This window comes from Peribacillus sp. NPDC097198 (assembly GCF_044762055.1).
Classification (GTDB): domain Bacteria; phylum Bacillota; class Bacilli; order Bacillales; family DSM-1321; genus Peribacillus.
Genome location: NZ_JBIWDO010000002.1, coordinates 247,024 through 260,225 on the forward strand (window position 1 = coordinate 247,024; position 13,202 = coordinate 260,225).

Consider the following 13,202-nt stretch of genomic DNA (forward strand, 5'->3'; position numbering starts at 1 on the left):
TTCTTTTAGAATGATAGAAGGAGAGAAGTCATGCGTTTAACGGCAAGGGAACAGGAGAAATTAATGGTCGTGGTTGCAGCGGATTTAGCTAGAAGAAGAAAAGAGAGAGGAGTGAAATTGAATTATCCGGAGTCCATTGCCTTGATCACGTATGAAATCATGGAAGGGGCACGGGATGGACGCTCTGTTGCGGAGCTTATGCAATTTGGCCGGATGATTCTATCCAGTGAGGATGTAATGGAGGGGATCCCGGAGATGATCCACGATATTCAAGTGGAAGCGACGTTTCCGGATGGAACAAAGCTTGTGACGGTCCATAATCCAATTCAGTAAGGAGGCTGGGGCATGATACCAGGTGAATATATCTTGAAAAGAGATTCGATTGTGTGCAATGAAGGGAAGCTTGCGACAGGCATTTCTGTCATCAATCGGGGAGATCGACCGATTCAGATTGGCTCCCATTTTCATTTTTATGAAGTGAACAACGGGTTGGAATTTACTCGTGAAGAAGCCTATGGGAAACGGTTGAACATTCCTGCGGGAACGGCGGTCCGCTTTGAACCAGGCGATGAAAAGGAAGTGGAGCTGATTCCTTTTGGCGGCAAAAGGGAAGTGTACGGATTAAGCAATCGAACGAACGGACCGCTTGATGTGGAGGGTGAAGGATGAGTCATGAAATGTCACGGAGGCAATATGCCGACATGTTCGGTCCGACGACCGGGGATTTAGTCAGACTGGCAGATACAGAGCTTTTCATAGAAATAGAAAAAGATTTCACTAGATATGGAGATGAAGTGAAGTTCGGCGGGGGAAAGGTCATACGTGATGGGATGGGACAGCATCCAACAGCTGAAAGGGAAGGGGTCATGGACCTTGTCTTCACGAATGCAATCATCGTCGATTATACGGGCATCTATAAAGCGGATATCGGGGTGAAGGATGGGCAGATTGCGGCAATCGGTAAAGCAGGAAATCCCCTATTGATGGATGGGGTGACCATGACGATTGGTGCGGCGACTGAAATCATCGCTGCCGAAGGAAAGATCGTGACCGCGGGAGGCATTGACGCACATATTCATTTCATTGCACCCCAGCAAATAGAGACGGCATTATCGAGTGGGATCACGACGATGATTGGCGGAGGAACAGGACCGGCAACCGGAACGAATGCCACGACGTGTACACCCGGAGCCTGGAATATCCATAAAATGCTTGAGGCGGCTGAACATTTCCCCATGAATTTCGGTTTTTTGGGAAAAGGCAATGCCTCGGCAAAAGAACCACTCATCGAGCAGGTCAAGGCAGGGGCCATCGGGCTGAAATTGCATGAAGATTGGGGGACCACGGCAGCGGCCATCGATACAAGCTTGTCCGTAGCGGATGAATATGATGTCCAGGTAGCCATCCATTCCGATACCCTTAATGAAGGCGGCTTTGTCGAGGATACGATTGAAGCCATCAAGGGCCGTGTGATTCATACCTATCATACCGAGGGAGCGGGTGGCGGACATGCACCGGACATTATTAAGGCCGCGAGTTATCCGAATATTTTGCCTTCTTCCACGAACCCGACGCGCCCGTATACCATCAATACGCTGGAAGAGCATTTAGACATGTTGATGGTATGCCATCATTTGGATCCCTCCGTACCGGAGGATATCGCCTTTGCCGATTCCCGGATAAGGAAGGAAACGATAGCTGCTGAAGACATTCTCCATGATTTAGGCGTCTTCAGTATGATCAGCTCGGATTCCCAGGCAATGGGCAGGGTGGGAGAAGTCATCCTGCGGACATGGCAGACGGCGGATAAAATGAAAAAACAACGGGGAAAGATGTTGGAAGAGAAAGGGGATGGCGATAATTTCCGTGTGAAGCGATATGTCGCCAAGTATACGATTAATCCTGCCATCACTCATGGAATCTCCGATGTTGTCGGATCATTGGAAGAAGGGAAATTTGCAGATTTGGTCGTGTGGGACCCGGCCTTTTTTGGAGTGAAACCGGATATGATCGTAAAAGGGGGAATGATTGCCCACAGCATCATGGGAGACCCCAATGCCTCCATTCCGACCCCACAACCGGTTTTGTATCGTCCGATGTTTGCGAGTTTTGGGCAAGCCGTTTCGGGTACATCAATCACCTTTCTATCTAAAGCTGCTTATGAAGCGGGAATCCACAAGGAAATCGGGTTGAAGAAAATTGTGAAAACCGTCTCGAATATCCGGAATCTTACAAAGAAAGACATGAAGTTAAACGGGGAAACACCCGTCATCGAAGTGGATCCACAAACATATGAAGTGACGGTCGACGGTGATTTAATTACGTGTGAGCCGGCAGAAAACCTGCCAATGGCACAGCGATACTTTTTATTCTGAGGTGAATAGCATGATTGTCGAAAAGGTGATAGGAAACGTTGAGTCCATTCAAAATAAACCGAAACATATGGAACGGGTTTTTCTAGAAAGCGATGCTTTAAGAAAAAGAATTCAACGTGTGAAAACGGATCATGGCAATGAGATTGGAATAAGGCTCAAGGAAAACAAAGATTTAATGGATGGCGATATTTTGTATATGGATGAAAAGAATATGATCGTGGTTCAGACGATCGATGATGATATCTTAACCATCACGCCTACATCCGTCGGGCAGATGGGCAATATCGCACATCAATTGGGAAATCGCCATTTGCCGGCACAGTTTGAAGGGGATGAAATGCTGGTTCAATATGATTATCTGGTTGAAGAGCTGCTTGCAGAGCAAGGCATTCCCTTTCGCCGTGAGAAAAGAAAGGTAAAACAGGCATTCCGTCACATCGGCCATTCCCATGATTGAACGGTTGTTTCCGCTCATCCAGCTTTGTGATTCGAATTTTCCGTCCGGTTCGTTTTCCCACTCCTTCGGGATGGAGACCTATATACAGGAAGAAAAGATTCATGATGCACACTCTTTCAAAGAATTTTTAAAGGTCTATATCTTGAAGTCCTTATCTTATACCGATGGCCTGGGGTGCCGTATCGCATATGCACTCATTCTGGATCAAGATGAGGAAGGGATTTGGGATTTGGATGAAAAGCTATTTGCGAGCTGTTCTGCCAAAGAATCAAGGGAAGCTTCAAGAAGGATTGGGCAGCAGATGGCAAAGCTTTGTATGACACTGTACCCATCCGATATGTTGTCAATCTATCTAATCAAAATCAAAGAAAAGAAATGTTACGGTCATCCGGCAATCGTCTTTGCACTTGTCTGTACGGAGCTTGGCATTTCCGTAGACATGGCCATCACAGCTTGCCTGTATGCGGCCGTTTCTTCCCTTATTCAAAATGCAGTCAGAGGAATCCCGTTAGGACAGACCGCTGGACAATCACTGTTGTTATGGACACATGGCATCATACAAACAGCGGTGGTAGTAATCAAGGAAATGACAGAGGATGAGCTTGGGAGGACGTTACCGGGTTTGGAAATCTCCCAAATGAGGCATGAGCAATTGCATGTAAGGCTATTTATGAGTTGAATAGAAAAGAGGTGACAGGTTTGCTCTTAGAAGGGACAAACCGATTATGATGAAGCAGGTTGTGAAAATTGGTGTAGGTGGCCCGGTTGGTGCCGGGAAAACGATGCTCGTCGAAAAGTTGACGAGGGCAATGGCAAATGATTTCAGCATGGCCGTCGTCACGAATGATATTTATACGAAGGAAGATGCTCTTTTTCTCATGAAAAACGGTGTGTTGCCTGAAAATCGGATCATCGGGGTGGAAACGGGAGGCTGTCCGCATACGGCGATTCGGGAAGATGCTTCGATGAACTTCGCGGCGATTGATGAATTGGAGGACCTTCATCCTGATCTTGATTTAATTTTCGTTGAAAGCGGCGGTGATAATTTAGCAGCCACATTTAGTCCGGAGCTCGTGGATTTTTCGATTTATATCATAGATGTGGCCCAAGGGGAGAAAATCCCGCGAAAAGGCGGACAAGGGATGATCAAATCGGATTTGTTCATCATTAATAAAACGGATTTGGCCCCTTACGTTGGAGCTAGTCTTGAAGTGATGGAACGCGATACATTGGCAACACGCGGAAATAAGCCCTTCTTTTTTACGAATTTAAAAGATGAAAAAGGATTAGAGGATGTGGTGAACTGGATTAAATCCGAGGCCTTTTTCATAGGGTTAGAGCAATGAATTGGACCGGTAGCATCCGCTTGACGTCAGTACTGAAAAAGGGGCGGACGATTGTGAAGGACAGTTATCATGAGGGAGCTTTCAAACTGTCCCGTCCTGTTTTTCTGGATGAAACTTCACCCACCTACTTTCTCATTCATGTCGGGGGTGGTTATGTCGGAGGTGATTGCTACCAACAGTTTTTCTGTTTAGAAGAAGGAGCACATTTGACGTTGACGACCCAGTCTGCGACAAAGGTATATAAAACTACGGGAGAACCGGCAAGGCAGGAGACTGAAATGGTATTAAGAAAGGGAAGCTTCCTCACCTATGTTCAGGACCCGTTGATTGCATATGAAGGTGCACGGTATATACAAGATACGACCATACATATGGATAAAGGGTCAGGGCTACTGCTCACGGATATCTTCACCCCGGGATGGTCCAAGAGCGGCAAGGATTTTACATACGATTGGATTCGTTCGAAAATGAATGTGTTTTATGATCGGAAAAGGCTGATTATGGATCATGTATTATTGCAACCATCCGATCAGATGGAATCCATTTTGTTATTGGAAGGATACAGCCATTTTGGTTCATTATTGTTCATACATGATGGGCTAAGTGAGGACATGATAACGCAATTAGAAGAATCGCTATCTGATTTCGGGCAAAAGGCAAGAATCGGTTTTTCGAGATTGCCTATACGAGGACTGATGGTAAGGGTATTGGCGAATCAAACTCAGTTAATCGAGAAAATATTCGCCGTTTCCGAGAATCTTTTACGGAGCCTTGCATTGCAGAAAGATGTTGTGTTTTATCGTAAATACTAACTTATTAATAGACGGGATTGAGTGGTATGGAAATGAGTTTATTGCTAGTTTTAGGAATCGGATTTTTATTAGGCATCAAGCATGCTCTTGAACCGGATCACGTGATCGCTGTTTCGACCATTGCCAGCCGAAGCAAGAAAATCTGGAAGTCGTCGCTCGCCGGGGTGTTTTGGGGAATTGGTCATACACTGACACTCCTGGTTTTCGGTGTCGTCCTGATCCTGTTGAAAGATGAGATACCGGAAGCTTGGGCAATGTCACTCGAGTTTCTTGTGGGAATCATGTTGGTGTATCTAGGAATGACCACGATTTTTTCCTGGAAGAATGCTCATGAACATGACCATTTTGAAAGAAATACCTACCTGAAATCGATGTTCATTGGGGTCGTCCATGGACTTGCCGGAAGTGCCGCGATGGTCCTTCTTACGATGAGCACGATAGATTTTGCCTGGCAGGGAGCTTTATATATCATTATTTTTGGGGTGGGGACCTGTTTAGGCATGCTCTTGTTTACGACCATATTGAGCATTCCGTTTGTGACTAGCGCTTCCTCAAAAAAAACGAATCGCTCTCTTCTTCGGTTGACGGGTGTCGTCAGTACGGTTTTCGGAATTTATTATATGTATAACCTTGGTGTGAATGAACAGCTATTTACGATTTGGTTTGGTTGATTTACTCAAATATTCGAGTCGGAAACTTTCAGGCAATCAGCTTGGGGGTTTTTTCCTCTTTCAGCTTAAACGATCCTATTATTTTCCATAAGTTAACGAGTATAATGACTATATGGGAAAGTAGTTTGCATAGGGGGTGGAGGTAATGAAGTGGAGATTAATGTTATTTGCACTATGCCTAGTATCATTAACGTTTGCTTCGGGTTGTTCTGATAGGGAAGAACGTATTTCAATCCAAAAACGAATAGGAAAAGATACATATAGATTTGAAGCCTATAAAGAAAACATAAATATGAAAAAGACTGTAAAAACAAAAGAAATTTTGGAAAATGTGACGTGGAAGGAAAATCCCATGGAGAAAGATGACCGGAAAGCAGACTTCATCTTCTACTTTAATGATCGCAACTTTGGGGATGAAATCCCTGTTTACTTTGTGTGGTTGGGTTCCGGTGAACATGCGCTGGAAGTTACGAAAGATGATCAAAACAAGTATGTGCAATTAAACGAAGAAGACTCTGCTGTCATCTTGGACTTACTACAATAACCGATTCTTATAAGAAATGGGGGAGAAAAACATGAAAAGTAAACATCCGGTTTTACATTTTCCCAAGACGGGCGTTGAGAAAATGATGGATATCGTTTCACTTCTCTTCATCGTAATCAACCTGGTTTATTTAATCAGTGTATGGAACACATTACCCGCCGAAGTCCCGATTCACTTTAATGGAAAAGGAGAAGTGGATGGATGGGGAGGAAGAGCGTTGATTTGGCTCCTTCCTACCATCAGCCTTTTTTTATGGGTTGGCTTGACGTTGTTGGAGAGGGTCCCGCACCTTTTTAATTACCCAATCGAAATAACCGAAAAAAATGCTGCATTTCAATATAGAAATGCTCGAATGATGAGTTTGTTTTTGAAGGTGGAGATCATCCTCTTTTTCCTGTATACGAGTTGGGAATCGGTTCATGTGGCGATGGGGAAGGAAGAAGGCCTCGGAACATTAGCTCTGTCCATTTTCCTGATCTTGCTTTTAGGTTCCGTCGCTTTCTTTGTAACCCAATCGGTCCGTAATGCAAAATAAACCGGGTCTGCCTTGATGAAGACCCGGTTTAAACACCCTGTTTTTAACGGAGTTCAGTGACCTTACTTTTTGAACGTAAAAGTGGCATCGTACAGCAGCGGAAAGAGCCACCGGATTTGATGATTTCACTTATATCGACTTCAATTACTTCATATCCCCGTTCTCGAAGCTGATTGTTGACCTTTTTATTGCAAGGAAGACTGAACAATTTCTTATTTCCGATGGAAAGAACATTCGTGCCCATTGTGAATTGTTCATCTCCGTTCACTTCGATCAGATCGTAACGTGAACCTAAAAAGTCTAGTTCCTTCTTGGTAAGGGCATCAGGGAAAACGAGAGCCTCGGTCGGTGAAAGAATATTGAATATGCAGTCCAAGTGGAGATACTTTTCAACGAAAGGAACCGGTATGACCTCGTATTCGGGTAATAGGCCTTGTAGTTCATTAATGGCCTTCTCATTGGTTCTATCGCTAATTCCTATATATACCGTTTTTCCATCAAGAATAACATCACCACCCTCAATATTCCCTTTACTTACATTGAAATAACGGATTTCATTTAATTCAAGCCACAGTTTCAATAATAGTTCTTCTCCTGAACGTATCGCATTTGCCATTTCGGCAACATAAACAGTATTACCTATGGTAAAGCCGATATCCCTTGTGAAGACCTGTTCTGGATATGTAGATTGGGGTGGTAGTTTTATGACGTCCACTCCTTCATTCCTAAGTGCCGTCACAAAATTTGCATGCTGTTTCATCGCTAGTATCCTATCTATGTTTTCCTCTTTAAATTCTTTTTGAGTTTCATTGATGACTTCGCGTATTTCCATATACCTTGGTTCACAGACGATTACCTGAGAAAGGATAGAGTATTCACTTGTACAGGAAGCATCGAGTTCCTCATTAAGATTGTTTGCCATGGATTAACTCCTCTACATATCATTTATCTATACTTTACCTCTATTTTCTATAAAAAAAACAAAATAGAAGTCGATTTATAAAATAAAATGTAAAATCCTGATCAATTGAAAAAGGATTATTTTTGATGTGGTCGAATATATAAATGGAAGCGTTTTCTATATAAGGGGGAGATTATTATGATGGACACTCCATTGATTATGACGCAAATCATTGAGAGAGCTGAAAAGTATTTTCCGAAAAAAGAAGTGGTTTCCCGTACGGACGGCGGGGTCCATACATTTACGTATGCAGAAACTGCCCAGCGGACAAGAAGGCTCACAAGCGTTTTCGAAAAAATGGGCATCAAGACCGGTGACAAAATTGGAACACTGGCATGGAATCATCACCGACACCTGGAAGCTTACTTTGCCATCCCTTGTCATGGAGCAGTCCTCCATACAATCAATATGCGTCTATCTCCTCAGCATATTTCTTATATCGTCAATAGTGCGGAAGATCGCCTTTTACTTATAGATCCAGATGTGATTCCATTACTGGAAATGATCAAGGATGAGCTGACTACGGTTGAAGGATACATCATCATGACCGATGAAGAGGCGCTTCCCGAGACTACTTTATCACCCGTCTATCATTATGAAACATTATTGGCTGAAGGAAATCCAGCACAGCCATTCATTAAGGATTTGGATGAAAATGCTCCAGCAGGTTTGTGTTACACATCGGCCACAACAGGGAACCCAAAAGGAGTCCTTTATTCACATAGAGGGATTTTATTGCACGCGATTGCATTGGGCCTGGCTGATTCGACGGCAATAAGCGAGCGGGATGTAGCGCTTCCGGTCGTGCCGATGTTTCATGTAAATGCGTGGGGCATGCCATTTGCAAGTGTTTGGTTCGGAACGAAGATGGTCTTGCCGGGACCGAACTTCACACCGAAAATTTTGGCGGAGCTCATTGAAACCCAGAAGGTCACAATTGCGGCCGGCGTTCCGACAATCTGGCTTGGGCTGTTGAAGGAGCTTGAGACGGGAAATCATGACACAAGTAGTATGCGCACCATTTTATGCGGTGGGTCGGCTGCCCCGAAAAGCATGATCAGGACATTCGAGCAAAAATACAATATCCCATTCCTTCATGCCTATGGAATGACTGAAACAAGCCCGCTTGTATTCGTTGCGAAACCGAAGAGCTACCAGGATGACCTGCCTGAGGAAGAACTTTATGACCTGAAGGCCAAACAGGGACTTGTCGCGCCCATGATTGAAATTAAAGTCGTAGGCCAAGATGGTGAAGTGAAGCCCGATGGAAAAGAGATGGGTGAGTTACTTATAAGAGGACCTTGGATTGCCGATGAGTATTTTAAGGATGAACGATCAGAGGAAACCTTTAAAGATGGCTGGCTCTATACCGGTGATGTCGTCACAATCGATGACGAAGGGTTTGTCAAAATTGTCGATCGGACGAAGGACTTAATCAAAAGTGGAGGCGAATGGATTTCCTCGGTTGATATAGAAAACACCTTAATGGCCCATGAAGGGGTTTTCGAAGCAGCTGTCGTTGCCATGCCGCACGAAAAATGGCAGGAACGGCCAGTCGCCTGTGTCGTTTTAAAAGACGGGTACAAAGACCAAGTGACGCAGGAAGACATCCTTGAATTTTTAAAACCACAGTTTGCGAAATGGTGGCTACCGGATGAAATCATTTTTATGGATGAAATCCCAAAAACGGGTGTAGGAAAGTTCTTGAAAAGGGCGCTTCGTGAACAGCTTAAGGATACATACCTGCAAAGTTGAACGCTAAGAGAACCATGGATAGGAAAAAAATGAAGGAATGAAAAAGAGGAGGAAAATTAGTGAATATTGAATCGACTTCATCTACAGGTACTGTTTTAGTTACATGCACGGAGAGAACGGCGACGGTCACTTTGAATCGCCCGGAGTCCATGAATGCAATAAATCCAGCCATGCTAAACGACTTTATTTATGCCCTTAAGGAAGTGGGCGAGAATGAAGATATTGACGTCGTCATTTTAAAAGGGAATGGAAAGGCATTCTCTTCAGGTGGAGATATCAAGATGATGCTTGGATCCGATGAGGAAAATGGTTTTGATAGCCTCATGGATGGAATAAGTGAATTGGTTACAACCTTATATTTCATGCCTAAATTGACCATCAGTGAGATCCACGGTGCAGTGGCAGGTCTTGGCTTAAGCATTGCCCTTGCAACGGATTACCTCATTGCGGACTCACAAAGCAAGGTGGCCATGAACTTTATTGGTATCGGACTGATCCCAGATGGCGGAGGACACTTCTTCCTTGAACGCCGTCTTGGTGAAGTGGGGGCGAAGGAATTGATTTGGGAAGGAAAAGTCCTTACCGCCCATGAGGCAAAAGAAAAAGGCCTCATTCATGAAGTGGTGGAAGGGTCCTTGGAACAGGCGGTCGAGAAAAAAGTGCAGATCTGGCTGAAAAGTCCGGTACAGGCGATGATTAAAACGAAAAAGATCCTCAGTGAAAAAAATCGTCCCTTGTTAATAAAAATGCTTGAAATTGAAAAAGCGGCCCAAATGAAAATGCGTCAAACAGAAGATCATAAAGAGGGAATCCGTGCTTTTGTCGAGAAAAGGAAACCCGTTTTTATCGGGAAATGAAATCAGAGAGACCGTCAGGATGACGGTCTCTCTATTTTTATCCCATTCTTAGATTATCCAAAATATAAAAAAGCGCTTCCATTCTTCAACCGTTTAACGGTGAAAGAGTAATAGTGCCCCTGCAGGTGATGTGCAGCGGTGCGTTTGATCTTGATAATTTTTTTCATTTAGAATTTTTTGACCGATTTCTTTTGCCTGTTGATCAGTTTCAGCGGTGAATGCTTCGTCTAAAAGCTTTTCCCCTGTCGGTTCAAAAACGGTTAATTTATATACTTTACTCATGTTAAAACTCCCCTTTTCTCATCAATGACCGTTCAATCATTTTTCTGTATAGCATATAACCTGTTAATGAAAATTTTATCATTTTATGTCATTTTTGACTATTATTATATAAGGACGTGGAATCTTTCCCGAGAAGGCAAGTAAATGTACCAATTTATGTGAATATCTTGGGTAACTAAATTAATCCTATAGAATATGAAGTATTTCCTTTACTAAACAAAAATTTATAAATGATATAATAATGAAGAAGTAAGTAAATGATGAATGTGAATGAGTTGAAAGGGGATTTTTAAGAAATGACTGTAAGAATCGTAAATAATGTTACTGAATTGATTGGGGATACACCAGTCGTAAAACTTAATCGTTTAACCGCGGAAGGCGATGCGGATGTATATGTCAAACTGGAATATTTCAATCCAAGCCGAAGTGTAAAAGACCGGGCAGCCTTTAATTTGATCCGTCAGGCTGAGCTGGACGGGCTAATCCAACCTGGGGCAACGATCATCGAGCCGACTTCAGGGAATACGGGGATTGGTCTTGCCATGAATGCTGCTGCCAAAGGCTACCGCGCGATCATGGTCATGCCGGATAATATGTCAAAAGAGAGAATCAATATACTGAAAGCCTATGGAGCGGAAGTGGTCCTTACTCCAGCGGCAGACCGGATGCCAGGTGCGATTCGAAAAGCGGAGGAGCTAGCCGCAGAGATTCCTAATAGCTTTATCCCACAGCAATTTGAAAACAAGGCTAATCCAGATATTCACCGGGTTACGACTGCAGTCGAGATATTGGACCAAATGGATCGGAATCTCGATGTGTTTATCGCAACTGCCGGTACAGGTGGAACAATTACAGGAACAGGTGAAGCTTTGAAAGAAGCGTTGCCTGAGCTAAAGGTTGTTGTCGTTGAGCCTCAAGGCTCACCTGTTCTTTCAGGAGGGAAGCCAGGTCCTCATAAGCTTGTCGGAACAAGCCCAGGTTTTGTTCCAAGCATTTTAAATACGGATGTCTTCGATGAAATCCTTCAAGCAACGGATGAAAATGCCATATCGACAATGAAGGACATGGCTGCGAAGGAAGGTATTTTAATTGGGCCTTCCGGTGGGGCCGCTGTCTGGGGTGCCCTTCAGGAAGCACGCCGCCTTGGAAAAGGAAAACGCGTACTGTGTATTGCACCGGATAATGGCGAGCGATATTTAAGCATGGATATCTTCAAATAAAAACAAAGACCGAATGCAGGGCATCTAAAAAGTGCCTGCGATTCGGTCTTTTTAATTATAAAATGGTCTATACTGTTTTCACCTAAACTAACTGGATTCATTCCTGTCATTAATATGGGAAAGTATGTTCTGGATATGATAAAATAAAAGTAAATAAATGTTAGGGGACGAGGTGGTTATGGTGAGTGCCGTTACGTTCATTCATGCGGCAGATCTTCATTTGGACAGCCCTTTTTCAGGATTGAGGGATTTGCCGGCATCCATATTAAAAGACATCAGGGAAAGTCCATTTAAGTCTTTTCAAAGAATTGTGAAGAATGCGATCTGTCGTCATGTCGACTTCATGGTGATATCAGGTGATTTGTTTGATGGGGAAAATCGGAATCTTCGGACACAGGTCCGTTTTCGGAGTGAAATGGAAAGACTTCAGCAACATGGGATTCCGGTTTTCATCGTTCATGGGAACCATGATCACCTTAGTGGCTCTTGGATTAAAGTGGACTTTCCTGAAAATGTGCATATTTTTTCAGACGAAATGGAAGTCAAGCGGTTTGAAAAGATGGACGGAACAACAGTCCATTTATATGGCTTCAGTTATCCACGGCGGCATGTAACGGAACGAATGATAGAATCGTATGTAAAATCAGAAGCTGCCGATTATCATATCGGCCTTCTTCACGGGAATTTAGAAGGAAATTCGGATCATGGAAACTATGCTCCCTTTTCATTGAATGAGCTTACTGAAAAGGACTTTGATTATTGGGCATTAGGTCATATACATAAGCGCCAGGTCGTTTCAGAATATCCACTTGTCATCTATCCGGGAAATATACAAGGGAGGAATCGGAAGGAGTTGGGTGTAAAGGGCTGTGTGTTGGTCGAAATGGACGGAGAAGAAAAAAGGCACTCCTTTATCGAAACATCCGAACTGATATGGGAAAGTGTACTCTTTAAAGTCTCGGCAACCGCTGGCTTTGATGATCTTTATAAGCAGTGCAAGGAGATGAACGGGCAAATACGTTCGGATGATAAGGGTTATCTCATAGACATCCAGCTGGATGTCGAGGATCCTTTTGTCTTCTCACGTGAATTACTAGAAGATTTAACCCGGCTTTTACAGGAAGAGGAAGAGCAGGAGCAATCATTCGTGTGGGTACATAAGATCACCCTTCAGCCATCTTCCTTACGTAAAGCGGGAAAAAGGCTGACACCTTTTACAAATGAAATAGCCAAATTGACTGCTGATTTTGCCGATATAGAAAAGGTCCTAGCGCCACTTTACAAACAGGCTAAATCAAGGAGATTTCTCGATGCCTTGAGTCAGGAAGAGGAGCAAGAGCTCATGAATGAGGCTGAAAGATGGCTGTTGCAGGTATTTGAATCATAA

At 43.7% G+C, this 13,202-nt stretch carries 16 protein-coding genes; 14 read left to right on the plus strand and 2 right to left on the minus strand.

Annotated features, from left to right (window positions below; all coding sequences use genetic code 11):
- Positions 1 to 30: 30 nt before the first annotated feature.
- From ACIQXQ_RS04235 to ACIQXQ_RS04280, 10 genes are all read left to right on the plus strand, one after another.
- Positions 31 to 333, plus strand: a complete 303-nt coding sequence (locus ACIQXQ_RS04235; RefSeq protein WP_402867687.1) for an urease subunit gamma — start codon at positions 31 to 33, stop codon at positions 331 to 333.
- Positions 334 to 345: 12 nt separating this feature from the next.
- Positions 346 to 669, plus strand: a complete 324-nt coding sequence (locus ACIQXQ_RS04240; protein WP_402867688.1) for an urease subunit beta — start codon at positions 346 to 348, stop codon at positions 667 to 669.
- Entirely contained in the window at positions 666 to 2,375 is a 1,710-nt protein-coding gene (ureC, locus tag ACIQXQ_RS04245; protein WP_402955699.1) for an urease subunit alpha, read from the plus strand. The genes ACIQXQ_RS04240 and ureC overlap by 4 nt, the downstream gene beginning before the upstream one ends.
- A 10-nt stretch (positions 2,376 to 2,385) precedes the next feature.
- Entirely contained in the window at positions 2,386 to 2,832 is a 447-nt protein-coding gene (ureE, locus tag ACIQXQ_RS04250) for an urease accessory protein UreE (RefSeq protein ID WP_402955702.1), read from the plus strand.
- Positions 2,825 to 3,511, plus strand: a complete 687-nt coding sequence (locus ACIQXQ_RS04255; RefSeq protein WP_402955705.1) for an urease accessory protein UreF — start codon at positions 2,825 to 2,827, stop codon at positions 3,509 to 3,511. The genes ureE and ACIQXQ_RS04255 overlap by 8 nt, the downstream gene beginning before the upstream one ends.
- 49 nt (positions 3,512 to 3,560) lie before the next feature.
- Positions 3,561 to 4,178 carry an urease accessory protein UreG gene (ureG, locus tag ACIQXQ_RS04260; protein ID WP_402867692.1) on the plus strand — a complete coding sequence of 206 codons (618 nt, stop codon included), beginning with the start codon at positions 3,561 to 3,563 and terminating at the stop codon, positions 4,176 to 4,178.
- Entirely contained in the window at positions 4,175 to 4,990 is an 816-nt protein-coding gene (locus ACIQXQ_RS04265; protein WP_402955711.1) for an urease accessory protein UreD, read from the plus strand. Before ureG ends, ACIQXQ_RS04265 begins: the two co-directional genes overlap by 4 nt.
- Before the next feature lie 26 nt (positions 4,991 to 5,016).
- A complete protein-coding gene (locus tag ACIQXQ_RS04270; protein WP_402955714.1) occupies positions 5,017 to 5,661 on the plus strand; it encodes a HoxN/HupN/NixA family nickel/cobalt transporter in 645 nt (214 codons plus the stop codon).
- A 145-nt stretch (positions 5,662 to 5,806) separates the two neighbouring features.
- The gene (locus tag ACIQXQ_RS04275) at positions 5,807 to 6,205 is read left to right on the plus strand and encodes a hypothetical protein (protein WP_402955717.1); all 399 of its coding nucleotides are present in this window, start codon (positions 5,807 to 5,809) and stop codon (positions 6,203 to 6,205) included.
- 31 nt (positions 6,206 to 6,236) lie between these two features.
- A complete protein-coding gene (locus ACIQXQ_RS04280; RefSeq protein ID WP_402867696.1) occupies positions 6,237 to 6,740 on the plus strand; it encodes a DUF1648 domain-containing protein in 504 nt (167 codons plus the stop codon).
- Between the two features lie 43 nt (positions 6,741 to 6,783).
- Here ACIQXQ_RS04280 and ACIQXQ_RS04285 read toward each other — a convergent pair whose 3' ends face one another.
- Positions 6,784 to 7,662, minus strand: a complete 879-nt coding sequence (locus ACIQXQ_RS04285; RefSeq protein WP_402955720.1) for a dimethylarginine dimethylaminohydrolase family protein — start codon at positions 7,660 to 7,662, stop codon at positions 6,784 to 6,786.
- 177 nt (positions 7,663 to 7,839) lie between these two features.
- Between ACIQXQ_RS04285 and ACIQXQ_RS04290 the strand changes: the two genes are divergently transcribed.
- Positions 7,840 to 9,456 carry a long-chain fatty acid--CoA ligase gene (locus ACIQXQ_RS04290; RefSeq protein ID WP_402955723.1) on the plus strand — a complete coding sequence of 539 codons (1,617 nt, stop codon included), beginning with the start codon at positions 7,840 to 7,842 and terminating at the stop codon, positions 9,454 to 9,456.
- Positions 9,457 to 9,521: 65 nt separating this feature from the next.
- Positions 9,522 to 10,313 carry an enoyl-CoA hydratase gene (locus ACIQXQ_RS04295; protein ID WP_402868522.1) on the plus strand — a complete coding sequence of 264 codons (792 nt, stop codon included), beginning with the start codon at positions 9,522 to 9,524 and terminating at the stop codon, positions 10,311 to 10,313.
- A gap of 93 nt (positions 10,314 to 10,406) precedes the next feature.
- On the opposite strand, the gene ACIQXQ_RS04300 is transcribed toward ACIQXQ_RS04295, so the two are convergent.
- Entirely contained in the window at positions 10,407 to 10,595 is a 189-nt protein-coding gene (locus ACIQXQ_RS04300; protein WP_402867699.1) for a YhzD family protein, read from the minus strand.
- Positions 10,596 to 10,891: 296 nt separating this feature from the next.
- Here ACIQXQ_RS04300 and cysK point away from each other — a divergent pair, with 296 nt between their 5' ends.
- A complete protein-coding gene (cysK, locus tag ACIQXQ_RS04305; protein ID WP_402955726.1) occupies positions 10,892 to 11,815 on the plus strand; it encodes a cysteine synthase A in 924 nt (307 codons plus the stop codon).
- 178 nt (positions 11,816 to 11,993) lie between these two features.
- Positions 11,994 to 13,202 (plus strand): metallophosphoesterase family protein, encoded by a 1,209-nt coding sequence (locus tag ACIQXQ_RS04310; protein WP_402956032.1) that lies wholly within the window; start codon positions 11,994 to 11,996, stop codon positions 13,200 to 13,202.

Coding starts and splice junctions, on each gene's coding strand:
- ACIQXQ_RS04280 (WP_402867696.1), top strand. CDS start 6,237: ATGAAAAGTAAACATCCGGTTTTACATTTTCCCAAGACGGGCGTTGAG.
- ACIQXQ_RS04265 (WP_402955711.1), top strand. CDS start 4,175: ATGAATTGGACCGGTAGCATCCGCTTGACGTCAGTACTGAAAAAGGGG.
- ACIQXQ_RS04310 (WP_402956032.1), top strand. CDS start 11,994: ATGGTGAGTGCCGTTACGTTCATTCATGCGGCAGATCTTCATTTGGAC.
- ACIQXQ_RS04275 (WP_402955717.1), top strand. CDS start 5,807: ATGAAGTGGAGATTAATGTTATTTGCACTATGCCTAGTATCATTAACG.
- ureG (WP_402867692.1), top strand. CDS start 3,561: ATGAAGCAGGTTGTGAAAATTGGTGTAGGTGGCCCGGTTGGTGCCGGG.
- ureC (WP_402955699.1), top strand. CDS start 666: ATGAGTCATGAAATGTCACGGAGGCAATATGCCGACATGTTCGGTCCG.
- ACIQXQ_RS04240 (WP_402867688.1), top strand. CDS start 346: ATGATACCAGGTGAATATATCTTGAAAAGAGATTCGATTGTGTGCAAT.
- ACIQXQ_RS04235 (WP_402867687.1), top strand. CDS start 31: ATGCGTTTAACGGCAAGGGAACAGGAGAAATTAATGGTCGTGGTTGCA.
- ACIQXQ_RS04285 (WP_402955720.1), bottom strand. CDS start 7,662: ATGGCAAACAATCTTAATGAGGAACTCGATGCTTCCTGTACAAGTGAA.
- ureE (WP_402955702.1), top strand. CDS start 2,386: ATGATTGTCGAAAAGGTGATAGGAAACGTTGAGTCCATTCAAAATAAA.
- ACIQXQ_RS04270 (WP_402955714.1), top strand. CDS start 5,017: ATGGAAATGAGTTTATTGCTAGTTTTAGGAATCGGATTTTTATTAGGC.
- cysK (WP_402955726.1), top strand. CDS start 10,892: ATGACTGTAAGAATCGTAAATAATGTTACTGAATTGATTGGGGATACA.
- ACIQXQ_RS04300 (WP_402867699.1), bottom strand. CDS start 10,595: ATGAGTAAAGTATATAAATTAACCGTTTTTGAACCGACAGGGGAAAAG.
- ACIQXQ_RS04255 (WP_402955705.1), top strand. CDS start 2,825: ATGATTGAACGGTTGTTTCCGCTCATCCAGCTTTGTGATTCGAATTTT.
- ACIQXQ_RS04290 (WP_402955723.1), top strand. CDS start 7,840: ATGATGGACACTCCATTGATTATGACGCAAATCATTGAGAGAGCTGAA.